We start from the raw sequence: 24331 nt of genomic DNA on the forward strand, positions 1-24331 counted from the left end.
GCCTATTCTGAGCTAGTATTCAAGAGAATAAAAAGGAGTAGAAACTATGAACCCAATGATTGAAGTTAAAAACTACACTAAAAAATATGGAGAGTTTACTGCAGTTGACAATGTTTCTTTCAATGTAAAAGAAGGAAGTATCTTCGCCTTTCTTGGACCAAATGGAGCTGGGAAAAGCACAACAATCAATACCTTAGTGACGATGATGGAAAAAACATCTGGTACATTGACGATTGATGGAAAAGACGTTTCAACTGAAAAAGATGAAGTGCGAAAAGCGATAGGGGTAGTTTTTCAGTCCCCAACATTAGATGAAAAAATGACAATCACCGAGAACTTGAATATGCATTGCGTTTTTTATGACATTCCTAAAAAAGAAGTCAAAGAGCGCATCCATTTTGTATTGGATTTGGTTGATTTGCTTGAATGGAAAGATAAAATTGCAGCGACTCTATCTGGTGGAATGAAAAGACGAGTGGAGATTGCTCGTGCACTTTTACATTATCCAAAAGTTTTATTCTTAGATGAACCAACATCTGGTTTAGATCCTCAAACAAGAAATAAAATGTGGGAATACATCACAAGACTTCAAAAAGAAAAAAATATTACAATTTTTTTAACGACACATTATATGGACGAAGCAGAAATTTGCGATCATGTTGCAATCATGGATAATGGGAAAATTATGGTAGATGATACACCGGCAAACTTGAAACGTCGTTACACAAAAGATAAAGCGATTGTACAAGTGAAAAATTCAGATTCTTTTGAGAAAGAATTAGCAAAAGAAAAATTCACGTATAAAAAAGAAAAAGAATTTTTTTATGTAGATGTTGATATAGATGACATACAACAGTTTTTAGATGTTATACAAGAATTTAAAAATGAAGTAATAGATTTAGAAATCAAAAAAGGAACATTAAATGATGTGTTTTTAGAAATTACAGGTAAAGAAATAAGAGAGGAGACTTCAGAATGAGAACCATTACAGCCCTTTGGTTGAGAAATATTCGAGGATTCGTTCGTGATCGAGTAAAATTAATAACTTCACTAGTTATTCCGTTTTTTTTCCTTTACATTTTTAAATCAGTTTTTAAAATGGATCAAGTAGAAGATCCAACAGCTTTTTTATTAGCAGGAATTGTTACAGCAACAGTTTTCCAAACATCGTTAAATATTGCGACATCTACAATTGATGATACGGTTTCCGGTTTTATGAAAGAAATATTAGTTAGTCCTACTAGTCGTTTTAAAGTAGCGTTAGGACAAATATTTTCAGCAGCTACTATTGCGACTACTCAAGGCATTCTTATTTTAATTATTGGCTTATTTACGGGATTGAGATTTGACCATTGGGCAACAATCATTTATGTTCTACTAGCGTTAATTTTGGTAGGTTTGGTTTTTTCAGGGTTAGGTTTGTTTTTAGCTTCAATGGTAAAAAGTTCTTCTACTTTCCAAGTCGTACAGCAAGCAGTTGTATTGCCTTTTACATTTTTATCAGGAGCCTATATTCCACTCGCTTTTTTGCCTGATGTTCTTAGATATGTTGCCTATTTTAATCCTATGACGTATACGACAGCTTTTTTTAGAACCATCATGTTAGAAAAAGGTAATTTAACCCAAGCAGGTTGGTTGGAGCTTGGTTTAGCATTTGATTTTAATGGTGTTATAGTGACACCTTGGATGAGTGGATTTATTATCGCTGCTTTTGGAACTTTATTCTTATTATTGGCTACAAATTCTTTTGTCCGTGCAGACTTTAATAAGATATCTCGCAATCCATTAGCTCGAAAATAATGAAGAGTTAGAACAACTTAAAAAGGAATCTTTAGCTAGATTAGCTAAAGATTCCTTTTTGTTTATCTGATTTAAAGGATTCTATTATCGTAGATTAAAAGCCAAAGAATAGTCAACAATACCTTACAAAAGCAAGGGGATTATAATACGGTACGTTAATAATGTTCATTAACTATTGAAAACGTGAAATAGAGATTCATGCAGGCATCAAGCTGACACAGTTTCATAAAAGGCAAGATTATCATAAATCCAGCCTAGCTGTTCTTGTATAGCTAAAGGATACAAGAACAACAAAAGGAAATTAGTACGAATTAGACGTATTTTAATAACTGTGTACACTTTTCTACACTTTAGTGAACTAGTCGTTATTATTAAATAACTAGAGTATAATGAGAAGAATACTCTAATTGGGTAAGGATATTTAATAAACGAATAGACAGATAGATAAAAAAGGAGAGATGTCAATGTTGTCAATTTATGAAGGCTTTTTTCTAAATCTTTGTGTGTTGATTGCTTCTCTATTCATTTACAAACAATTATTCAAAAAAATGACTAAAGAATACCAAACCAACTGTTCATCAATCATTACTGGGATACTAGGTGGTCTGTTAGGTGCTATTTTGATGCATTTTAGTATCGTAAGTGGGACAAATTCAATCATTGATCTTCGAATTATTCCATTGATGTTAGTTGTTCTTTACGCGAATGGGTTGTCAGTATCTATAACAGCTCTTCTGATTATCTTAACTAGGTTCATGGTAGGCATTAGCTTGCATTCATTCTTAAATATACTTTTTATCATTACATCATGGGCGCTTTTCTCTATTTGTTTTCAAAAAATTAAAAATCGTTGGGTCTCCATAGTGGTTATGTTGGCTTTGAGCAATGTAGTTTATACAATACTCATTATTTTGTTTCCAACTAATAAGTATCTTAACCTGCCTTTAATGATAAACTACTGGATTATTTGTATAGCGGGTGGGGTTGTTGCTGTTTACATCATGGATTATTTAACAGAAAGTGAGTTTCTATTTAAACAACATAAAAATTTTGCTTTTACAGATCCATTAACGGGTCTAAACAATGTTCGCAGTTTTGATCTAGCCTTTAATAAAGCAAAAAAAAGACAAATAGAAACTAATGAAACTATTTCTATTATACTCCTAGATATTGATCGCTTTAAACAAGTCAATGATACTTATGGACACACAGAAGGCGATGTTGTATTAAAAAAGTTAGCAGCTATTTTAAAAATGAATCAAGGTTCGTATGATGTTGTTTCTAGAAATGGAGGAGAAGAGTTTTCGATTTTGCTTCATGACTATAGCCTTAAAGAAGTACATGAGCGAGCGGAGTCATTAAGAAAAATAGTCGAAAATTCATTTTTTGTTATAAAAAATAAAACATTAGCAATCCATATAACGATTTCAGTAGGGATTACAACATACAGTGATACTACAAAAGAAATTGATCAACTGTATGATAATGCTGATCAGGCATTATATGCAGCGAAAAAAAGTGGCAGAAATAAGGTTTGTTTCTATACACAGGTTCCTTCAGTCTCACATTAAAAAATTCGAAGAACACTATATAATAAAATAGGGTTCTTTTTTTTGGGGAATAGTTCCATTTTTTTTAAACGATACCTACGAAAACGAAGTGAAGTTGCAGGTTTGTTTCTTTAGCTTTCTTTAACTTAATTTATATTAGTGGTTGCACATCGTATAGGGACTATATGAAATGAAATAAAAAAGTGGGGAAATAAATTTGTACTTATCGTTAGTAAAAATTGAACGATAGCTAATGCAATCTATTCAGTTAATGGTGATGATAAAAGGTACATAGCAGATAAAGGTTAGATCTGTCAGGATGTGTAGATTATTAAGTTTAATCAATGTAAACACAATTAATCTCCGTTTTTTGTCTGTTAGCAGATATAATGGTAGTTTTTCTCGTATATTAGGTTAAAACAAGTCATTTTTTATTCGAGTATGCGTTTATTGCTCCGTATGGATGGATTATTTTTCGTGATAAGCATGGTACGCATGCAATAGATGAGTACGTTTATTTACATGAACTTTCTGATAAATGTTATGCATATGAGTTTTTACTGTTCCGATAGAGATAAACAAAATAGCACTAATCTCATCATTACTTTTATCTGCTAAAATTTCATGAAAAATATCTTGTTCTCTTGTAGTTAAATGGTAGGTTTGACAAAAGGAGTTAAAGGTATTATTGGCTTGTTCAAATTCTTCTTCGTTAGTACTTAACTCTTCTTTATCATGATTAGGTAAAAAAATATTGTGAGTATTTGAACTAACAGGTGTATAAGAAATTTCAGGTATTGTATTATTTTCTCTAAGAGTAGGGAAGGTGTGTTTTGTTTCTAAATTAAACGAACTATTATTTAGATAGTTAGAGGTATGCTTGATAGCAGCAATGCTATAGATGATGCTTAGGATATCTTCTCCAATATTTCGATTATTTATTTTTAGTAATAAAGTGGAATAGATATCAAAATTAAAAATGACAATGGTATCTTCAATCAAAATGAACAAAGAGAACCATAATGAAATTTTGAGGAGCTTTGTATAACGATTAAAAAAAGAATCTTTATATAAAACAGGGTATTTTTTCACATGATACAATCCTGTACTAGCAAGATAAGCTAGATAAAGTTGGGCGGGTAGATAATAAAGCCAAACTTTTAATGCATTGTCATTCATCATAGGGATAAATAATAAGTACACAGCATAAGCAATCAAGATAAAAGAATCAATGTAATTTCTTTTTAGCTGTAAAATATAATAATTGATTATATAGTATGAAAAAGCAGTACCTAGAACAATAATTGTCTTAAAGGCAGGAACGTCCATGAATTGCATGTTGTAAGAATGACCAAAGCCGCTTAAAAACTCAGTCATATAAATAACCGTGTTATCAAATATAAAGAGCAAAAACATAATAGCAGTATACAGGTAGATTGGTTTCTTAGTTTTTATATAAATAGCAGAAATAGAAGTCAAAGAAATAGAATACAAAACAATTAAAATAATATTGTACAAAAAAGTGAGTTCTTTCATAATAAAACTCCTCTACTTATGGAATGACCGTACTTGAATTTAAGTTTAGTATACAAGAAAATGAAAACACTTTCAATGCTTCTGGGGAAACTTAATGTTGTAAAAAAGGAAGATGAAAAGACGGGTTTAGAGGAGTTTAGAAAAGTTTAGTTGATAATCTACCTTTAGATAGATTATCAACTTTGAGAATGAGTGTTAAATTAAGGACGTCAAATTGAGAACGTTCTCAACGGACGCAATATTATTATATAGGAGGAGAAAAAATGACATACGTAAAAGATTTTATCACAACGAAAGATTATACAAAAGAAGAATTGATGGATATTATTCACTTATCTCTGAAAATTAAACAAGCGATTAAGGCAGGGTATTATCCACAATTATTAAAAAATAAAACATTAGGTATGATTTTCCAGCAATCCTCTACTCGCACAAGGGTTTCTTTTGAAACAGCAATGGAACAACTTGGTGGACATGCTCAATATCTAGCTCCTGGACAAATTCAATTAGGTGGACATGAAACAATCGAAGATACTAGCGTCGTTCTTTCTAAATTAGTCGATATTTTAATGGCACGGGTAGACAGGCATGAGAGCGTTTATGATTTAGCAAATAATGCAACGATTCCCGTTATTAATGGAATGTCTGATTACAATCATCCTACTCAAGAAATGGGAGATATCTGTACAATGGTTGAGTTTTTACCAGAAGGAAAGAAACTGGAAGACTGTAAGATTGTTTTTGTGGGAGATGCTACTCAAGTATGTACTTCTTTGATGATGATTACGACTAAATTAGGTATGGATTTTGTCCAATATGGACCGAAAAAATTCCAATTGAATGAACAGCTGCAACAACTTGCAAATAAAAATTGTGAATTATCCGGTGGATCATTTATGTTAACAGAAGACGAAGATGAAGCCATGAAAGATGCAGATTTTGTTTATACGGATGTTTGGTATGGTTTATATGATGCAGAACTTTCGGAAAAAGAAAGAATGGCAACTTTTTATCCTAAATATCAAGTGACTGATGCAATGATGAAAAAAGCATCTCCTCATGCTAAGTTTATGCATTGTTTACCAGCTTCAAGAGGAGAAGAAGTAACAGATGAAGTGCTAGATTCTGACTATTCTATTGCTTTTGAAGAAGCCGGTAACCGTTTGACAGCTATGAGGGGTCTTTTAGTTTACTTAATGGGAAAAGCTGGAAAACAACAGAAGTTTGATGAAGATAAAAAGGTAAAGTCAAAAGAAGAATTAAACGAAGTGCTTAAAGATCTTGACTTAGACTTCTTGTATCAAAGATAAAAATAGTGAATGTCGATAGGACTTACTTGTGGCTAGATTCAATCTAAAATAGCCACAAAAAGTTCTAATCACAAAAAAAGAGAGGTGCTTGTTTTGGATAAACCTAAAGAAAAGAAAAAGTTTAGAATGATAGATGCTGTTTTGTCCGTGATTTGTGTTGTATTTGTTGCAGAAGCTGCAGCTCCAGTGGCGGCTATTGGGAATTCTCAATATTTCTGGTGGATATTCTTAATGATTGGTTTTTTAGTACCGTATGGCTTGATTGCTTCTGAATTAGGAACAACCTACAACGGAGAGGGCGGATTATATGATTGGGTAAGGAAAGCATTTGGTCGAAAGATGGGAGCTCGGGTATCTTGGTATTATTGGATCAATTTCCCGTTATGGATGGCTTCTTTAGCTATTATTTTTCCAGAAATGATTTCCTTAATTAGCGGATGGGAAATTAATACAATTGTAGGTATTATGATTGAATTAATCTTTATTTGGATTGTTACAGTCATTGCTTTTTTTCCTATTAGTGATAGTGTCTGGATTTTAAATGGTGCAGCAGTGATTAAAGTGCTGCTGGCTTTAATAGTTGGAATACTTGGTATTTACGGAGCGATAACGTATGGCGTTGCTAATGAATATACCGTGCAATCTTTATTGCCATCGTTTGATGTTAAAAGCTTATCCTTTGTTTCTGTTATTCTCTTTAATTTTTTAGGCTTTGAAGTGATTACTACAATGGCTGACGATATGGAGAATCCTAAAAAACAAATACCGCAAGCGATTATTATAGGTGGATTAGTGATAGCAGCAATTTATATATTCTCAGCATTTGGTATTGGTGTAGCTATTCCGACAGAAGAAATTAGTACTAGCAGTGGATTAATTGAAAGTTTACAACTCCTAACTGGTAACCCAACAGGAATTTTTATTTCAGTTATGGGCATTTTATTTTTACTAACACTTTTTGGAAATATGATTTCTTGGTCGATGGGCGTAAATAGCGTAGCAGCATACGCAGCAGATAACGGAGATATGCCAAGTATATTTAAAAAAAGAAGAAAGAATGGTATACCCTTTGGAGCACCTATAATGAATGGGCTTGTTGCTTCATTTGTTGTGATTATCGCACCATTTATTCCGAATGAAGATCTATTCTGGAGTTTCTTTGCCCTTAATTTAGTAATGTTTTTATTGTCATACGTGCCAGTTTTTCCAGCATTTCTAAAGTTACGCAAGATAGATCCAAATACAGAGAGGCCGTTTAAAGTAGTTGGCAATAAAAATTTTTTAAGGCTATTAGCCTATACTCCAATGTCGTTAATAATCATTGCGCTTATTTTTATAGCTATTCCAATGGATAGCAGTTCAAGTACTCTAGAAGCAACTTTGCCAATTACAATAGGAGCGGTTGTTTTTATAGTGATTGGTGAGCTTATTATCAAAGTAAAGAAAATTGGTTGATCAAATTTAAAGGAAGAAGGTATGAATGATGAAAATAGTAAAAACAACTCCCAAAACAGATGGATATAGAATGCCAGGGGAATTCGAAAAACATGATGGTTGCTGGATGATTTGGCCTGAAAGACCTGATAATTGGAGATTAGGGGGGAAACCTGCTCAGAAAGTTTTTACGGAAGTGGCTGTTGCAATTAGTCAATTCGAACCGGTAACTATGTGTGTGAGCAACGAGCAATATGAAAATGCTAGAAATATGTTACCTGAACAAATTCGTGTCATTGAAATGTCCAATAATGATTCATGGATGCGCGATGTGGGAGCCACTTTTGTAATAAATGAAAAAGAAGTTAGAGGCATTGACTGGGCTTTCAATTCTTGGGGCGGTTTAGTAGATGGGCTTTATTTTCCATGGGATAAAGATGATCAAATAGCAGGTAAAATGTGTGATATAGAAAGATTAGATTGTTATCGGTTGGATGATTTTATTTTAGAAGGTGGATCCATTCATGTGGATGGAGAAGGAACAGTAATCGTTACTGAAGAATGTTTATTGAGTGAAGGGCGCAATTCCAGACTAACAAAAGAAGAAATTGAAGAGAGATTGAAAGAAAATTTGAATTTAGAGAAAATCATTTGGATTCCCCGTGGTATTTATAACGATGAAACGAATGGACATGTAGATAATATTCTCCACTTTGTGGCCCCTGGGAAAGTCGTTTTAGCCTGGACAGAAGATGAAGAGGATCCTCAATACGAGATTTGTCAAGAAGCCTATTCAATATTAAGTCAAACAGTAGATGCGAAGGGAAGAAAATTAGAAATCATTACATTAGATTTACCAGCTAATGTTTTAATTACAAAAGAAGAAAGTGAAGGAGTGGATGCTGTTAATGGAACACTTCCACGGGAAGAAGGAGATCGTTTAGCAGCTTCTTATGCCAATTTTTATATTGCTAATGGCGGTGTTCTCGTTCCACAATTTAACGATTCAAATGATAAGAAGGCTATTGAAACTATTCAAAAGGCATTTCCAAACTATAAGATAACTGGCATTTACGCAAGAGAAATTCTTTTGGGAGGAGGCAATATTCACTGCATCACTCAACAACAACCGAGTGTAAGTGAAAAAATAAGGTATGAATAAAAAATAATCAGATAGTTAATGAGGCTTGGACTGACTGACGTCCCAGTCTCTATTTTACGTTGGCTTGCGGAAGGATCCCTTTTTAGTGTAGACACTTAAAAAGGGATCATGAACGTTTATAAGGATTTTTTTTAAAACTATTTGACTTCTCTAAACTATGTGATAAAATGAATTAGTAAGTAATTCTTGTGAAGCGAATCACATACAAAAAATAACTATTTCATCATTAGATGAAATATGAGAGGTTGAGTTTAGTAATGGAAAGTAGAGTTGCGTATACAGGAAAAGATTATTTAAATAAAGTCTTAGCAGGTACAGCTTCAGGAATCGTTATTGGGTTGATTGCAAATGCGATATTGGGTTCAATCTTCAAGTCTCTTATACCCTATGGATCTGTATTCGAATTATTAGCCAATGTCGTGATGGTCATGCAGTTTATCACACCAGCAATTATTGGAGTTCTAGTAGCACTGCAATTTAAATTAAGCGGAATAGAAAGTGTCGTTATAGGGGCAGCTACCTTTTTAGGTTCAGGTGCTTACAAAGTTACTGAAACAGGAGTACAATTAGTTGGTATCGGAGACTTAATCAATGTTATGCTTGTCTCTGCTATTGCAGTATTTGTTACACGGCTTTTGCAAGGACGTTTAGGATCATTAACACTCATTTTAATGCCGATTATCGTTAGTGCTGGAGTAGGTACGTTAGGTTTGATTATGCTTCCGTATGTTGGACTGATTACTTCTTCAATTGGAAACGTAATCAACAGCTTTACTACTTTACAACCATTACTAATGACTATTTTAATTTCTATTGCTTTTTCAATCATCATTATTTCACCAATTTCAACTGTTGCGATAGGAATTGCTATTGGAGTTACCGGATTAGGAGCTGGAGCGGCGGCAGTAGGGATTACGGCATGTACTGCAATTTTAGTAATAGGTTCTTTACGAATTAATAAAACAGGGACAACATTAGCCATCTTGTTGGGAGCTATGAAAATGATGATTCCTAATTTAATTAAACACCCTAAAATTGTAATTCCAGTAGTTATGAATGCCTTTATTTCGGGAATCGGTGTCTATTTGCTGACAATTCAAGGCACACCACAATCAGCTGGTTTTGGAATCGTTGGTTTAGTTGGACCTATCCAAGCATTTAATATGGGAACAAGTATAATTAGTGTTCTTTTAGCTTACTTTGTGATACCTTTTGTAGGTGGTTATCTTATTGATTTTGTTTGTAGTAAAGTTTTGCATATTTACGAACATGATATCTTTGAATTTATACCAATTTCAAATTAAGTAAAATAAAATAGATAAACTAGATGGAGGAATAGTAAAAATGAAAATAGCAATTGCAGGTTCTGGAGCTTTAGGCTGTGGATTTGGTTACATGATGCAAAAAAATGGGAATGACGTTACCTTGATAGATTTTTGGGATGATCACATCAAAGCCATTCAAGACAATGGTTTGACAATAACGGTAAATGGAAAAGAAGATAACATGGTTATTCCAATAGGAAAACCTGTTGAAATTAAAGACACATTTGATGCTGTTTTTATTTTCACCAAATCAATGGGATTACGCCATATGTTAGAAGAAATCAAACATATCTTAACAGAAGATACTAAAGTTATCTGTTTACTAAATGGATTAGGACACGCCAAGACAATTTCTGAATACATTCCAGAAAAAAACATTATTATGGGAACAACACTCTGGACTGGTGGCTTAGATGCTCCTGGAAAAACGCATTTCATGGGTGAAGGCCCTGTGGAAGTTCAAAATGCTGATATCAACGAAAAAGAGGGTACACTTCAAATAGTGAAAATGATGGCTGACAGTGGGTTGAATGGTGTCTATAGTGAGGATGTTCATTTCACAACATGGAGAAAAGCTTGTGTCAATGGAACAATGAATGCTTTATGTTCATTATTGGACTGCAATATTAAAGAGTTATTCGAAACGACTGAAATTGATGATTTACTAAAAGGCATCGTTAATGAATTTTCAATTGTGGCTGAAACTGAAGGAGCTCGTTTAGACGTAGAAGAAACCATTAACTATTTAAAAGCGACTGCAGAAAAAGTTGGAGCACACTATCCTTCTATGTACCAAGATTTGAAAAATAGACGTTTAACTGAAATTGACTTTTTAAATGGCACGGTTGCAAAAGAGGCAGAGGATAAAGGCTTAGAAGCTCCCTATAGTAAGCAAATCACTCAATTAATTCATGCTAAAGAAGATATTTTGGGAATCAAACGTTAAGGTAAATAGTTATTTTTTTAAAATGGAAAGAGCAGCATAAAATTATATGAGTTGTTTAGTAAGAAAAAATTAAAAAATAAAGAGCTAGCACAGTATATACTGTGCTAGCTCTTTATTTTTTTTGATTCTTAGATAGTTTGTTTTCACAACCTATTAGATATTAAAATGACCCAATAGCGTAGTTATAAGTTGACAACAACTCAAATGTGTCATACTATATGTTTTATATGATGCACTATCGAAAGGAGTTACATGATGGACTTAAGCGAACGACAAAAAGACATTATTGAAATTGTTAAAAAAAATGAACCCATTTCGGGAGAAAAAATTGCTGCGTTACTAGGGTTCTCTCGTTCCACTTTGAGACCTGATTTATCACTCATGACATTGAGTGAATTATTAATTGCAAAACCTAAAGTAGGTTATTTCTATAATGCACATAGAGTAGAGCCGTTTATAATCAAGGATATAAAAGAAAAAAAAGTAGAAGATGTTATGAGTATCCCTGTAATAGTAAGCTCTGACACGTCCATCCAAGATACGATAATAAAAATGTTTTTAGAAGATGTAGGTTCAATCTACATTACAGAGCGCCATCATCTTGTCGGACTTGTCTCTAGAAAAGACTTATTAAAGACTGTGATTGGAAAAATGAATATCGAGGAAATGCCAATCAGTATGGCAATGACTAGAGTGCCCAATGTTGCCTACGCATTTAGTAACGATTCCGTTGAAAGTGCAACAAAAAAACTTGTAGAACATGAAGTTGACAGTCTTCCGGTCATAGAATTCGCTGGCGGAGAAGGGCCTAGACAGTTAAAAGTAGTTGGGAAATTTTCAAAAACATTAATTAGTCGCTTGTTTTTGAACATTATTAAAAATGAAATGTAGGAGGATTATATGAAACCTGTGGCAATTTATCTTATTTCTGACTCAATTGGGGAAACCGGCGAGCAAGTCATACACTCCATACTTTCTCAGTATTCTTTAGAAGTGGAAGAAATCAAGAAATATACTCATGTATTAACTAAAAAAAGATTAGAGACAATCCTTATTAGCATTTCTCAAGAAGAAAATGCGGTTGTTTTTTATACATTGGTTCAAGAAGAATTAAGAAAGTATTTAACAGAATTCTCAAAGAAGCAGTCATTTTTTTTAGTAGATATTTTGGGGAACGGCTTAGCTGTCATCGAGCAGGCAACCTCTTTAAAGCCATTAGGAGAACCGGGTATTATTCGGAAAATGGACCAAGAATATTTTAATAGGATTGAAGCAATCGAGTTTTCTGTCCGATACGACGATGGGAAAGATCCAAGAGGGATACTAAAAGCAGATTTAGTCATCCTAGGGGTATCAAGGACTTCTAAAACACCTCTTTCCATGTATTTAGCAAATAAAAATATTCGGGTTGCAAATATTCCACTTTTTCCTGAATCTGAACCACCAAAAGAAATTTATCAAATTTCACCAACTAGAGTTATTGGTTTAACCAATGCTCCTGAAAAATTAAACAGCATAAGGAAAGAACGGTTGAAAAATTTAGGATTGCCACAAAATGCTAGTTATGCTGAAATGAATCGTATTTTTGAAGAACTAGATTATGCTGAAAAAATTATGAAGAAAATTGGTTGTTTAATCATAGATGTTTCTGATAACGCTATAGAAGAAACAGCAAACTTAATTTTTGACTACATGAAAAAAACAGATACTACTCTATTCAATAACAATTAAAGACAGGGATAATGTTGGATAGAAGAACGTAACACATTTGCCGACAAAATAATAAATAAAAGAAAGAGGTTGAAAAAATGACTGAAAAATATGTTTATAACTTTAATGAAGGTAAAAAAGAAATGAAAGATTTACTTGGCGGCAAAGGAGCAAACTTAGCTGAAATGACTAAGATATTACTTCCTGTTCCTCCAGGCTTTACATTAACTACAGAAAGTTGTAACCGTTTTTTTTCTGAAGATCAAACTATTTGGGCTGGTTTAGATAAAGAAATCAAAGATCACTTAAAAGATTTGGAACAGATGACAGAGAAAAAGTTTTCAGATTTAAAAAACCCTTTGCTTTTATCTGTTCGATCAGGAGCAGCTCAATCTATGCCAGGTATGATGGATACTATTTTAAATTTAGGGTTGAATGATCGCTCAGTCATTGGCCTGGCTAATACGACCTCTAATGAGCGTTTTGCTTACGATAGTTATCGTCGCTTCATACAGATGTTCTCAGATGTCGTCCTAGAAATTCCTAAAGTACAATTTGAATCTATATTAGAAAAAGCTAAAAAAGAAAAAGGAGTCAAATTAGACAAAGAACTTGATGGGGACGATTTAAAGAAGATTGTTAAAAAATATAAAGAAGTATACTTACAAGAAACGGGAGAAGACTTTCCACAAGAACCGATGGTACAGTTGATACTAGCTATTAAGGCGGTATTTGCATCATGGGATAATCCTAGAGCTGTTTTTTATAGAGACATGCATGCTATCTCTAAATTAAATGGGACTGCTGTCAATGTACAATCAATGGTATTTGGAAATAAAGGAGAATCTTCTGGTACAGGAGTAGCGTTTACTAGAAATCCTGGAAATGGGGATAAAAAGTTATTTGGTGAGTTTTTATTAAATGCACAAGGAGAAGACGTTGTCGCAGGTGTTCGTACACCAAATGAGATAGCGGAACTAAAAACACTGATGCCCGAAGTCTATCAACAATTAGAAACAGCAGCAGAAAATCTTGAAAACCATTACAAAGATATGCAAGACATTGAATTTACCATTGAAAATGATGAACTCTTTTTGTTGCAGACAAGAAATGGAAAAAGAACAGCACATGCTGCGATTGCCATTGCTGTTGATTTACATCAAGAAGGGAAAATTACTAAAGAAGAAGCGATAGTGAGGATCAAACCTCAACAATTTGAACAATTGCTACACCCAAATTTTGATGCAAAAGCTATCGATAAGGCAAAAGCTTTAGCAAAAGGACTTGCAGCTTCTCCTGGAGCAGCTTCAGGAAGAATATGTTTTACTGCTGAAGCAGTAGAAGCAGCTTTTGAAAAAGGCATAAAAACTATTTTGGTGAGACAAGAAACTTCTCCTGAAGATATCTCTGGAATGGTGAAATCAGAAGGGATTTTGACAGCTAGAGGAGGAATGACCTCTCATGCTGCAGTAGTAGCCCGTGGAATGGGTAAATGTTGTGTTGCTGGTTGCTCAGAGGTGAGAATCAATGAAGATGAAAAAACGGTGCAATACAAAGGCGGAGTTTTAAATGAAGGAGCTATCATTTCCTTAGATGGAACAACAGGAATAGTTTATCTCGGTGATATAGAAAAAACTAATCCGACTTTAGGAGGGAAATTCACAGAGTTGATGGATTGGATTGATGAAATAAAAACAATGTCTGTTCGAGCCAACGCAGATACGCCAGAAGATGCGAAACAAGCATTAGAATTTAGTGCAGAAGGGATTGGACTAATCAGAACAGAGCATATGTTTTTTAAAGAAAATCGTATCTCTTCAGTCAGAAGAATGATTTTAGCTGGAACAATTGAAGAACGAGCAAAAGCGTTAAACGAACTATTGCCGATGCAAAAAAATGATTTTTACCAAATTTATCATGTTATGGGGGGACTGCCTGTAACCATTCGCCTGTTAGATCCGCCTTTGCATGAATTTATGCCTGTTAAAGAAGAGGAAATTCGTCATTTAGCTGAAACAATGTCTTTGAGCCAAGAGGAATTAAACGGACGTATTGATGAATTGCATGAAGTAAATCCTATGTTGGGACATCGAGGCGTTCGATTAGGAATAACTTATCCTGAAATTAGCAGAATGCAAGTAAGAGCCATTATGGAAGCTGCTTTAGAGTATCAGACGGATAAAAAAATCGAAATTCAACCAGAAATCATGATTCCTTTAATTAGTGATGTAAAGGAATTAGTCTATATTAAAGCAGAAATAGAAGATGAAATTAAAAAGATATTCACAGAGAAAGGCCAGACACTTAAGTATCATATCGGAACAATGATTGAAGTTCCGCGAGCTGCATTAACAGCTGATAAAATTGCAGAAGAAGCAGATTTCTTCAGCTTTGGAACCAATGATTTAACTCAAATGGGATTTGGTTTTTCAAGAGATGACTCAGGTCGTTTTATTTCTGAATACATGGATAAAAATATTTTAGAAAAAGGACCATTTGATACTATTGATCAAGAAGGTATTGGCCAGCTAGTAAAAATCGCTATTGAGAAGGGTCGCCAGACCAAACCAAATTTAAAAATTGGTATTTGTGGCGAGCATGGTGGAGACCCTGCATCTATTGAGTTTTTCCAAAGACTAGGACTAAATTATGTCTCTTGCTCTCCGTTCCGTGTACCCATTGCTCGTTTAGCAGCTGCTCAAGCAGCGATAAAGTATCGTTAATTTAAATAAAAATAGGATAAATGAGTTTTTTTATCAAAAAAATAGTGATGTAACTAGTGTAACAGGTTGGATTAAAAAAAATCTAACCTGTTTTTTCTTTTTTCATTAACTAATATCAGCATTGTACAGGGAAATCTTATTTTAGTTACAGTTCTAAGCAGATTCCAGTATAATATGACTTAGAGATGAAACTTACTAAGAAGTCATTTATTTTTATAAAATAGGGGGGTTAAGTATGAAGAAGATTGGAATGATACTAGCAGTAATGCTCTTAGGTGGTTGTGCGAATCAAGTTGTTGAAAATGAAGAGAATAGGTCATCAGTGGTAAATGAACCCAGTTTATCATCATCGAAGGAATCATCCAGTTTACGAGACGATTCCAGTGAGGAAAAGAAGATTTCTTTTGTTGGAGTGGGAGATAATTTGATTCATGATGTTATTTTTGAAGAAGCACAATTGAATAATGGCTCTTTTAATTTTAAACCAATGTTTGAAAATGTAGCGGAGGAAATCGAACAGGCAGACTTAGCCTTTATCAATCAAGAAACATTAATTGGCGGAGATGCATTTGGTTTTTCTGGTTACCCTGCATTTAATACACCAAGTGATATGGCTGATAATTTAAATGAGTTAGGGTTTGACTTAGTAAATGGAGCTTCGAATCATTCATTGGATAAAGGAAAACAAGGGGTTTTAAATACGATAGAAATATGGAACAAACAAGAAAACATGATTTTTACAGGGGTATTTGCTTCTCAAGAGAAGCGTGATGCAATTCCTGTTATTAAACGAAATGGAGTAACGTTTTCATTTCTTGCGTATACTTATGGTACTAACGGGATTAAGCCGGATAGTCCTTATCGTTTAAATTACTTTGACGAAGCTTTGATTACTCAAGATGTGGAAAAGGCAAAAGAAGTGAGTGATTTCGTTATCGTATCGGCTCATTGGGGTGACGAACAGATGTTGAAACCTAATGCATTCCAAATAGACTATGCGCAACTATTTGCAGATTTAGCAGTAGATGTCGTTGTTGGAACACATCCTCATGTGATTCAACCGGTTGAATGGATAGAAGGCAAGGATGGCAATCAAACATTAGTTGTTTATTCTTTAGGAAATTTCCTTTCAGCCATGTCAACTGGAACAGAAAACAATATCTTAGGAGGAATGGTTTCTTTTGATTTTGTAGTAAATAAGGGGGAAAAAGTTATAGAAAATGTTAATTGGGATCCTACAGTGATGCATTATATAGGCGATCAAAGCAATTATGTTGAATCAAGAAAGAACTTTAGAATTTACAAGTTAGATGATTATACTGAGGGGCTTGCAAAACGACACGTTCTTAATGGGTACCAAGAGAATCAAGTATCTAAAGCATCTTTACAGGGGACAACAGAAAACGTTATCGATGCTGAATTTCTAAAATAGACGTTCATAACCCATTAAATGAGCTAATTACCTGAATTATTCATAGCATTTTAGGGAACAAACTCATAAAAAGTATGTTTAAATCGTCTTTTCTTTTGTACGACGATCTATAAGAAAGCAGTGCCTAAATTTGTTCATCAAATAAAGCAAATGCGAATTAGGAATGAAGAGTAGCACCAAGCCAACTCTGATCAAATTTATCAAAAAAAATGACATAATAGACATTTGGTAGGTTTAGAGTAAGGAAATTAAGGTAGAATAGAAATAAAACTTGTTCTAAAAGAGTATTTTAAAAAGAAAGGTGAGAACTATGAACTATTACATCAAACAAAAAATTTTTTCTTGGAGCGATAAGTTTACAGTCAAAGACAGCCAAGGTAGAGATGTCTATTCAGTAGAAGGCGAGTTTCTTTCGTGGGTTAAGAAACTGCATGTGAGAGATATGAGCGGAAAAGAAGTGTTATATATTGAACAACAGTTATGGAAATTTTTGCCGACCTATTCACTGTATATTGACGATAAAGAACGAGCTAAAGTTAGCAAAGAATTCACATTTTTCAAACCGCGTTACACAATTGAAGGACCTGCGTGGCAAGTGGAAGGATCTATTTGGGAACACGATTATCAAATAATGAGCAATCAAAAAGTGATGGCAGATATTTCTAAAGAATGGCTAACATGGGGAGATACTTATGCCTTAGATATTAAAGACGAGGATCATGCATTATTAGCTTTAGGTGTCATCATTGTGATTGATTGTGTTATGGCAAGTCAACGAGCTGCTGCAAGCGGTGGATCTTAAAAAAACTGACTATTTTAAAAAAGCGTTCATAAAAATAATGAATACAATCAGATTTTTTAGATAATAAAGACAGAGATAGTAGTATAATGCTAAAGGATCTTTAAAAGATAAAAGAAAGCAAGTGTGTTTTCTCAATAAATTTGTGATTAAATTCACATGGAAAGAGGCGAATATGGGTTTCAATGTTTTAATGTACCATGAGTTTCGCGAATATAATGATTTAGATAGGACAAAGTCTTCAGCTATATCAGTTGCACAACAGTACCAGGATGCTCTACCAAAGGTTCTTTTCAGTTATTTGGATGATTTTAAAACACAGATGAATTATTTGAAAACAGAAGGTTACCATACCTTAACACTTCAAGAAATAAAAGATTTTTATGAAAAAGGAGTGAAGCTTCCCGAAAAATCAGTGTTGCTAACATTTGATGATGCTTTTCAATCAGTATACAAATACGCTTACCCTATTTTAAAAGAACAGCAATTCCATGCAGTCTGTTTTGTGGTATTAGGGTGGTTGTTTCAAGAAACAAAACCGTTTCAGATAGATCAATCCACCGTTATGAGCAAACAAGAACTTGAAAAAATGCGTGATGTTTTTGAATTGGCTAACCACACAACTAATTTACATATGAGGTATGAGGGTGGAAGAACTCAAATGCAGCGAGTTTCTCTTTCAGAACTGAAAGAAGATTTAACGGAATGTGGTGAATATGTAGATAGTTCAGATATATTTGCTTATCCTTTTGGAATTTATCAATCGGATGATGTGAAACGTTTAGCTGAAATAGGTGTCCACTATGCTTTTACTACTATCCCAGGTTTAAATACAAAGGAGACACCACTTTTAGAATTGCATCGCGATACGGTTACTTTGGGATGTACGCTAGAAGAATTTAAAAGGATAGTAGAAAGAAGCTGAAATAGATAAAAAAGATGTTATGCTACGGTTAATAACTTCAGTTAGATGGACAGCTAGCTTGTTCAAGTGGAAAAGAGAGCGGGAAAACTAGGGAAACAAATTAAGGTGAAAAAGCTAAACCGGATGAAGCGCTCACATCAGGTTCGTTACCGGCAGAATCGGCTATTCCAAACATTTTAGCGCAAGAAAATGGCTACTTTGAGAAGGAAGAAGTGACTGTAGAACGGACTTCTTTTAGCTCACTAAAAGATTGTATTGTAGCGATACAAAAAAATTGACAAGATAAAACAGGACTGTTAAACTAGTTTCACTTACATAAAAGAAACGAAATCAACAATTAAAAGGAGGAAGCTAAAATGAAAAAGATGAACTGTAGGAATGAGGAAGACTGTCTATGTTGTGTGAATCACTCATGTGAACAGGTTCAGTCCTTTAAATTAGCTTCTGATATACTGTCTTAACTAGTCTAATTCACTTATAGTAATCTTCTTTGTGTTTTTTGGAGAATTACATATTGTATTTGATAGTTGAAAGTGACTTCAGTATCATTGATTTGGTTGTATTTAAAGAGATGCTTTCTGTGTGCATGGGTTTTGAAGGCTCATGCACTTTTTCTGTACTTTTTTACCAACGAAGGGAGTTGAAAACATGTTATTTAAGTTAACTTTGTGTTGCAAACGATGTTAATATCTAGCCAATTAATTTATGGGATTTTTTTGATAGCAAACAAGGAATAGCATGTAAAAAAACAAGATAAAAGAGGGGTAAAATAGATGAATAAACATAAAAAAAAGAGTGCAATCATAGCAGCTTTATTCGTTGCGGTTATAAGTGGATGTGCAACAAATACGAACGAAGAGAAGACTGAAAGTCCTAAAGAAGAAAAACAAGTGTTACAAATAGCTGCAGAGTCAGAAATGGATACAATGGACACTACGATTTCAACGACTAATTTTACACCAATGAATAATGTCTTTGAAGGGCTAGTTGCATATGATCTATCGGGGGAAATAGTCCCAGCGGATGCAAAAGATATGCCGGAAATTTCGGAAGATGGATTAACCTATACATTTAATATTCGTGAAGATGCTAACTGGTCGAACGACACACCGGTTACAGCAGCTGACTATCTATTTGCTTGGCAAAGAATGGTTGATCCTGCTAATGGCTCTGGATATGCTTATTTATTTTCAGGAATCGTAAAGAATGCAGAGGCTATATTGAATGGCGAGAAGGAAGTTAATGAGTTAGGTGTTGAAGTGGTAGGGGATAAATCATTTAAAGTTACTTTGGAACAACCGGTACCTTATTTTCTTGATATGTTAACAATTCCTCCTTATTTTCCACAAAGTGAAGCTTTTGTGACAGAACAAAGCGAAAATTATGGATTAAATGCCGAAACAACGATTTATAATGGGCCATTTGTCTTGTCTGATTGGACCGCAGCTAAAGGTGATTCTTGGAAATACGTTAAAAATGATGCGTATTGGGATAAAGACTCCGTCAAGCTTGATGAAATCAATACACAAATTGTAAAAGAGGTTGGAACGGGTATTAATTTATATGATTCAGGACAATTAGACACTTTTTCTTTATCTGGAAACTTTGTTTCTCAATACAAAAATAATGATGATTTTAAAACAAATAATAAAGCTTGGATTTACTATTTGGAACTAAACCAAGAAGTACCGGAACTAGCAAATAAAAATATAAGAAAAGCATTAATGTTGTCTATCAACCGCCAAACGTTTACGGAAAATGTCTTGCAAGATGGATCTGAACCTATATATGGTCATGTTCCTAAGGGGTTAGCTAAAAATCCGGAAACAGGCATAGATTTTCGTGAAGAAGCTGGAGATATAGCCAGTTTTGATGTTGAAGAAGCACAAAAAGCTTGGGCAGTAGGTTTAAAAGAGCTAGGTGAAACGAAGATAACACTAGAATTAACAACTTCTGACAGTGAAGACAGTAAGAAATTAGCAGAATTCATTCAAAGCGAGTACCAAAAGAATCTGCCAGGTATAACCGTTAATATCCGTCAAATGCCTGATAACTCTAGACTGGACAATGTGAAAAAAGGCAATTATCAAATGGCTACCACATATTGGCTAGCAGATTTCGCCGATCCTATTAATTTTATTGAACGTTTTGATACAGCAATCAATCGAGGAAACTATTCGTTTGAAGATGTTGATCAATTGATTGAAGAAAGCAACCAACAGTTCAATGACTTGTCAGCAAGATGGGAAACAATGATTCAAGCTGAGAAGATTGCTCTGGGAGAACATTATGTAGATATCCCTATTTACCAAACAGCTGAACCGTACCTTGAAAAACCGTATGTAAAAGATATTTACCGTCCCGTTTTCGGTAGTAAAAGTTATAAATATACGTATATAGATAGTTCACAATAAAGAGTAGGAAAGTTATTTTTCGTTAGATACTATTTATATCTAATAATTAGATCATTAATTCCTATTATTTTTTAATTTATTACGTTTTAATTAGTATTAACAGAACTTGTCTATGCACTCCGTAAGTTGATTTCAGTAAATTAACTTACCGTTGAGCATGTAGATAGGTTCTTTTTTTGTCGAAGAATTATAAAAAGTATTAGATATGGAATAGTGGTTTCACTTGATAAAAAGATAAAAACAAATACATTCACTCAAAACCAGTTATTGTAGAGATTGCTAGCATTTAAGTAGACGGTAGAAATCAATCAGTAATATAGTTCTAATAATATTCGCTTTATTGATTCTTTATTATGGAAGTTTGTTACAATGAAAGCAATGATAGATAGTTTAGTATCAGATTACGGTTTAAAGATATTTGAGGAGGGGATACTGATGATTAAAGCTGTTATTTTTGATATGGATGGTGTAATTGTTGACACAGAACCCATTTACTACGAAAGGCTGCATGAATTTTTCAAGGTCAATGGCATTCATCCCGCTCTTGAAGAGTTAGATAAAATTGCAGGATCCAGTTCGACAGATACATGGGAGGCCATTCAACGTATTTGGGGTAAAACATTAGATAAAAATAAATATGAGCAGGATTACAATGATTATTTTAAGGATCGACCGGTTGCTAACAATGAAATACTAGACTCGGATATAAAAAAATTATTAGACTGGTTAACAAAGGAACAGTATCAGATTGCTTTAGCTTCATCTTCATCGATGAAAGAAATTCAAAAGGTACTAGAGGAGTGTAAGTTGGAACAGTATTTTGAGTCCATTTTAAGTGGCGATAGGTTTGAACAGTCCAAACCTAATCCTGAAATCTATTTTAAATCAGCTGCTCAGTTAAATGTAAAACCAGAAGAATGTCTCGTCATTGAAGATTCTACGTATGGTATTATAGCTGCAAAAGATGCAGGGATGTATGTTTTAGCTAAAAGGGATGACCGATTCAATTTCAATCAAAATCTTTCACATAAAATAATTGATCGTTTAACCGATGCAATAACGGAGTTGCAAGAGTTAAATAGCTAATGAACTAAAAAAATAGTAAAGAAGGCTATTGTGTTAGCTTTCTTTACTATTTTTGCTTTTGCGGATTAGTTTTATTAAAAATAATCTGCTAGCAAACAACGTTTGTTCATCATTTTTTTAATCTTAGGGATCTCTGGAGGGACTGCTAAACAACCAAGTTAATCCTAGGTTTGGTTATCGTGGATGGTGCAGTAACGAAGGTAAATCATTCGGTTGTTCATGTTAATCCAAAAGTAAGCTTCTTCTCGTTCACCAGATTTAAAGCCAACAAGAATCATTTGAACCATGTGCATACTTTTGGAGGGAGACAATGGATAACTTCACGACCAATAATAGACTCCGTTCGTGCAAAAGCCCAATCTTTGTCTACTGAATAGAATCGTACACGGTCATCTTTATCGACGAAAATCAGGTCGACAGGTTAGATACCAAAAACCCCTTTCCATTCTTTTAATTTTAGTATACCTGTCGGCAATACAATTTTTCCCTCATTCAATACGCCATTTTACTAATCATAATACTCTGTTTGGTCAATAGGGGGATTTTCAGCGATTGAGTGTGTCATACTATCCTTTATCTCTTAGATTATACGACTTTTTTTTTTGATTATAGCACAAATTGGTAAGCGGTTTAAAAAAGAGAACAAAACAAATGAAAATAACCTGATAACCCAAAAAAGTCTTAGAGTAGAACAGGTAGGTTCAAGATAATAAATGAGAAAGGAGTTAAAGTGCTTTACACGCAATACCCCTATGCGTATACTCAGGTAATGGTGATGAAAAACGAAAAAGTAAGTGAAGGAGTTTTTAGTTGTGTTGAATTTATTTTCGAATCCAGTTTTTATTCCTTTACTTTTAAGTAGCATCGGAATTATTTTGTGGTGGATCCTCTCTTCAACAACAGTAAGTGAAAAAAAGAGCGTATTAAATTTGCTAGTTGACAGAGTAGTTTATTTTTTACTGGTGGCTTTTATAGTGAATGCTTTATTTAATTTTCCTGAAATTTTAGCTTTACCGTATCGGTCATTGATATTATCGACTAAAGCACTATCATTGAGCCTACTTATCATAATAGCTTATAGTTATTGGCACTATCTTAAAGAATCCCTAGCAGATAATAAAATGATTGTTTCTGTGTTTCAGTTAGTTTCCTTATTAGGATTAGTCAATCAAGTCTATTATTACTTCTTATATAAGAGCCCTTTAATTGTTGGACTAATTTTACTGTTTTCAGGTTTACTCTTATTTTCTTCTATTGTAACCTTAAAAGGAAATGGTTGGGTGTATGCGAGTATGCTGGGGCTAGTACTCCATCTGATGGTAACTAGAAATCAAGCAGTTTTATATTTTGGTTTCGTTATTACACCAGAACTAGTTGCATTAATTTTAGCAGAATGGGGTATATTTTTAGTCATATTATTAAGGAGGCAAAGACAATCGGAACGGACGTAACTTCATGGGTAGCTTTTGGTGCGGGAGTTTTATCTTTTTTATCTCCATGTACGCTTCCGTTGCTGCCTTTATATATATCGTATATCACTGGCAAAAATGTTCAAGAAGTCAAAGAAAATCAATCATTTGCATTTAGAAAAAATGTTTTTTTACATTCTCTGGTATTCTTACTAGGAGTATCCGTTGTCTATATTAGTTTAGGTTTAGGAATGAGTTATTTAGGAGATGCATTTAGTCAGTTAATGACTGGTTCAATTAGCAGTTTATTGCAAAGATTATCTGGCTTATTAATTATCTTTATGGGTCTTTTGACAACAGGATTGCTTAAAATCCCCGCTTTATCAGGAGATTATCGTTTTTTGAAAGCAAATAAAACGATTAATTTTTCATCAACTTTTTTAGTTGGGTTAGGCTTTGCAGCTGGTTGGACTCCTTGTATTGGCCCTGTTTTTTCTTCGATTCTATTACTAGGTAATGCGGTTGGATCTCCTCCGCTGTTGTATTTAGGGCTATATGTGCTTGGTTTTTCATTACCATTCTTACTGGTCTCTTTCTTTATTGGTAAAATCAAAAATATCTTAAAATATAGCGATGTAATAATGAAAACAGGGGGAATTATCCTAATCTTGCTTGGAATGATGTTGCTTACGGGTACTTTGGAGAGTCTGTCTGAGTGGATGGCTCGCTTATTAGAAGGAACAAAATTTGAATTATTGGGATAAATGGGG

20 protein-coding genes are annotated in these 24331 nt (G+C 33.8%); 18 read left to right on the forward strand and 2 right to left on the reverse strand.

The window, feature by feature from the left end; genetic code table 11:
* Window positions 1-46: 46 nt before the first annotated feature.
* The 3 genes from BR44_RS09270 to BR44_RS09280 all read left to right on the forward strand — a co-directional run bounded on the left by BR44_RS09270 (window position 47) and on the right by BR44_RS09280 (window position 3371).
* Window positions 47-979 carry a daunorubicin resistance protein DrrA family ABC transporter ATP-binding protein gene (locus BR44_RS09270; RefSeq protein ID WP_034552110.1) on the forward strand — a complete coding sequence of 311 codons (933 nt, stop codon included), beginning with the start codon at window positions 47-49 and terminating at the stop codon, window positions 977-979.
* The gene (locus BR44_RS09275) at window positions 976-1800 is read left to right on the forward strand and encodes an ABC transporter permease (RefSeq protein WP_034552112.1); all 825 of its coding nucleotides are present in this window, start codon (window positions 976-978) and stop codon (window positions 1798-1800) included. The genes BR44_RS09270 and BR44_RS09275 overlap by 4 nt, the downstream gene beginning before the upstream one ends.
* Before the next feature lie 464 nt (window positions 1801-2264).
* Window positions 2265-3371 (forward strand): GGDEF domain-containing protein, encoded by a 1107-nt coding sequence (locus tag BR44_RS09280; protein ID WP_051912673.1) that lies wholly within the window; start codon window positions 2265-2267, stop codon window positions 3369-3371.
* 447 nt (window positions 3372-3818) lie between these two features.
* Here BR44_RS09280 and BR44_RS09285 read toward each other — a convergent pair whose 3' ends face one another.
* Window positions 3819-4886 (reverse strand): helix-turn-helix domain-containing protein, encoded by a 1068-nt coding sequence (locus BR44_RS09285; protein WP_034552116.1) that lies wholly within the window; start codon window positions 4884-4886, stop codon window positions 3819-3821.
* A 263-nt stretch (window positions 4887-5149) separates the two neighbouring features.
* On the opposite strand from BR44_RS09285, the gene ptcA reads away from it, so the two are divergent.
* The 13 genes from ptcA (at window position 5150) to BR44_RS09350 (ending at window position 22152) form a co-directional block, all read left to right on the forward strand.
* Window positions 5150-6196: a putrescine carbamoyltransferase gene (gene ptcA / locus BR44_RS09290; RefSeq protein ID WP_034552118.1), complete on the forward strand. Its 1047-nt coding sequence runs from the start codon at window positions 5150-5152 to the stop codon at window positions 6194-6196.
* A gap of 126 nt (window positions 6197-6322) precedes the next feature.
* Window positions 6323-7651: an APC family permease gene (locus BR44_RS09295; RefSeq protein ID WP_034553211.1), complete on the forward strand. Its 1329-nt coding sequence runs from the start codon at window positions 6323-6325 to the stop codon at window positions 7649-7651.
* Between the two features lie 28 nt (window positions 7652-7679).
* Window positions 7680-8792 carry an agmatine deiminase gene (gene aguA / locus BR44_RS09300; RefSeq protein WP_034553214.1) on the forward strand — a complete coding sequence of 371 codons (1113 nt, stop codon included), beginning with the start codon at window positions 7680-7682 and terminating at the stop codon, window positions 8790-8792.
* 257 nt (window positions 8793-9049) lie between these two features.
* Window positions 9050-10096 (forward strand): PTS sugar transporter subunit IIC, encoded by a 1047-nt coding sequence (locus tag BR44_RS09305; protein ID WP_156954946.1) that lies wholly within the window; start codon window positions 9050-9052, stop codon window positions 10094-10096.
* Window positions 10097-10136: 40 nt separating this feature from the next.
* Window positions 10137-11063, forward strand: coding sequence for a 2-dehydropantoate 2-reductase (locus BR44_RS09310; RefSeq protein ID WP_034552123.1), 927 nt, complete (start codon window positions 10137-10139; stop codon window positions 11061-11063).
* A 255-nt stretch (window positions 11064-11318) separates the two neighbouring features.
* Window positions 11319-11954, forward strand: a complete 636-nt coding sequence (locus BR44_RS09315) for a helix-turn-helix transcriptional regulator (protein ID WP_245592955.1) — start codon at window positions 11319-11321, stop codon at window positions 11952-11954.
* A 9-nt stretch (window positions 11955-11963) separates the two neighbouring features.
* The gene (locus tag BR44_RS09320) at window positions 11964-12794 is read left to right on the forward strand and encodes a pyruvate, water dikinase regulatory protein (protein ID WP_034552127.1); all 831 of its coding nucleotides are present in this window, start codon (window positions 11964-11966) and stop codon (window positions 12792-12794) included.
* Between the two features lie 77 nt (window positions 12795-12871).
* Window positions 12872-15496, forward strand: a complete 2625-nt coding sequence (ppdK, locus tag BR44_RS09325) for a pyruvate, phosphate dikinase (protein WP_034552129.1) — start codon at window positions 12872-12874, stop codon at window positions 15494-15496.
* 235 nt (window positions 15497-15731) lie between these two features.
* The gene (locus BR44_RS09330) at window positions 15732-16928 is read left to right on the forward strand and encodes a CapA family protein (RefSeq protein WP_034552131.1); all 1197 of its coding nucleotides are present in this window, start codon (window positions 15732-15734) and stop codon (window positions 16926-16928) included.
* A 310-nt stretch (window positions 16929-17238) separates the two neighbouring features.
* Complete coding sequence (locus tag BR44_RS09335; protein WP_034552133.1) at window positions 17239-17730, forward strand: LURP-one-related/scramblase family protein; 492 nt, start codon at window positions 17239-17241, stop codon at window positions 17728-17730.
* 142 nt (window positions 17731-17872) lie between these two features.
* Window positions 17873-18652: a polysaccharide deacetylase family protein gene (locus BR44_RS09340; RefSeq protein ID WP_245592956.1), complete on the forward strand. Its 780-nt coding sequence runs from the start codon at window positions 17873-17875 to the stop codon at window positions 18650-18652.
* 773 nt (window positions 18653-19425) lie between these two features.
* Window positions 19426-21066, forward strand: a complete 1641-nt coding sequence (locus BR44_RS09345; protein WP_034552138.1) for a peptide ABC transporter substrate-binding protein — start codon at window positions 19426-19428, stop codon at window positions 21064-21066.
* A 369-nt stretch (window positions 21067-21435) separates the two neighbouring features.
* Window positions 21436-22152: an HAD family hydrolase gene (locus BR44_RS09350; RefSeq protein WP_051912674.1), complete on the forward strand. Its 717-nt coding sequence runs from the start codon at window positions 21436-21438 to the stop codon at window positions 22150-22152.
* A gap of 274 nt (window positions 22153-22426) precedes the next feature.
* Here the strand turns inward: BR44_RS09350 and BR44_RS12225 are convergent, their stop codons facing one another.
* Window positions 22427-22564 carry a PAS domain-containing protein gene (locus BR44_RS12225; protein WP_084676166.1) on the reverse strand — a complete coding sequence of 46 codons (138 nt, stop codon included), beginning with the start codon at window positions 22562-22564 and terminating at the stop codon, window positions 22427-22429.
* 400 nt (window positions 22565-22964) lie between these two features.
* Here BR44_RS12225 and BR44_RS09355 point away from each other — a divergent pair, with 400 nt between their 5' ends.
* The gene (locus BR44_RS09355) at window positions 22965-23603 is read left to right on the forward strand and encodes a hypothetical protein (RefSeq protein WP_034552141.1); all 639 of its coding nucleotides are present in this window, start codon (window positions 22965-22967) and stop codon (window positions 23601-23603) included.
* Window positions 23546-24325, forward strand: coding sequence for a cytochrome c biogenesis CcdA family protein (locus tag BR44_RS09360; RefSeq protein WP_051912675.1), 780 nt, complete (start codon window positions 23546-23548; stop codon window positions 24323-24325). The genes BR44_RS09355 and BR44_RS09360 overlap by 58 nt, the downstream gene beginning before the upstream one ends.
* Window positions 24326-24331: the final 6 nt, after the last annotated feature.

The organism is Carnobacterium funditum DSM 5970, from assembly GCF_000744185.1.
GTDB lineage: Bacteria > Bacillota > Bacilli > Lactobacillales > Carnobacteriaceae > Carnobacterium_A > Carnobacterium_A funditum.

Excerpts from the sequence above, each read along its gene's own strand:
- BR44_RS09275 (WP_034552112.1), top strand. The coding sequence starts at position 976 with ATGAGAACCATTACAGCCCTTTGGTTGAGAAATATTCGAGGATTCGTT.
- BR44_RS09330 (WP_034552131.1), top strand. The coding sequence starts at position 15,732 with ATGAAGAAGATTGGAATGATACTAGCAGTAATGCTCTTAGGTGGTTGT.
- BR44_RS09305 (WP_156954946.1), top strand. The coding sequence starts at position 9,050 with ATGGAAAGTAGAGTTGCGTATACAGGAAAAGATTATTTAAATAAAGTC.
- BR44_RS09280 (WP_051912673.1), top strand. The coding sequence starts at position 2,265 with ATGTTGTCAATTTATGAAGGCTTTTTTCTAAATCTTTGTGTGTTGATT.
- BR44_RS09345 (WP_034552138.1), top strand. The coding sequence starts at position 19,426 with ATGAATAAACATAAAAAAAAGAGTGCAATCATAGCAGCTTTATTCGTT.
- aguA (WP_034553214.1), top strand. The coding sequence starts at position 7,680 with ATGAAAATAGTAAAAACAACTCCCAAAACAGATGGATATAGAATGCCA.
- BR44_RS09350 (WP_051912674.1), top strand. The coding sequence starts at position 21,436 with ATGAAAGCAATGATAGATAGTTTAGTATCAGATTACGGTTTAAAGATA.
- ptcA (WP_034552118.1), top strand. The coding sequence starts at position 5,150 with ATGACATACGTAAAAGATTTTATCACAACGAAAGATTATACAAAAGAA.
- ppdK (WP_034552129.1), top strand. The coding sequence starts at position 12,872 with ATGACTGAAAAATATGTTTATAACTTTAATGAAGGTAAAAAAGAAATG.
- BR44_RS09295 (WP_034553211.1), top strand. The coding sequence starts at position 6,323 with ATGATAGATGCTGTTTTGTCCGTGATTTGTGTTGTATTTGTTGCAGAA.
- BR44_RS09270 (WP_034552110.1), top strand. The coding sequence starts at position 47 with ATGAACCCAATGATTGAAGTTAAAAACTACACTAAAAAATATGGAGAG.
- BR44_RS09315 (WP_245592955.1), top strand. The coding sequence starts at position 11,319 with ATGGACTTAAGCGAACGACAAAAAGACATTATTGAAATTGTTAAAAAA.
- BR44_RS09335 (WP_034552133.1), top strand. The coding sequence starts at position 17,239 with ATGAACTATTACATCAAACAAAAAATTTTTTCTTGGAGCGATAAGTTT.
- BR44_RS09320 (WP_034552127.1), top strand. The coding sequence starts at position 11,964 with ATGAAACCTGTGGCAATTTATCTTATTTCTGACTCAATTGGGGAAACC.
- BR44_RS09360 (WP_051912675.1), top strand. The coding sequence starts at position 23,546 with ATGGGGTATATTTTTAGTCATATTATTAAGGAGGCAAAGACAATCGGA.
- BR44_RS09285 (WP_034552116.1), bottom strand. The coding sequence starts at position 4,886 with ATGAAAGAACTCACTTTTTTGTACAATATTATTTTAATTGTTTTGTAT.
- BR44_RS09310 (WP_034552123.1), top strand. The coding sequence starts at position 10,137 with ATGAAAATAGCAATTGCAGGTTCTGGAGCTTTAGGCTGTGGATTTGGT.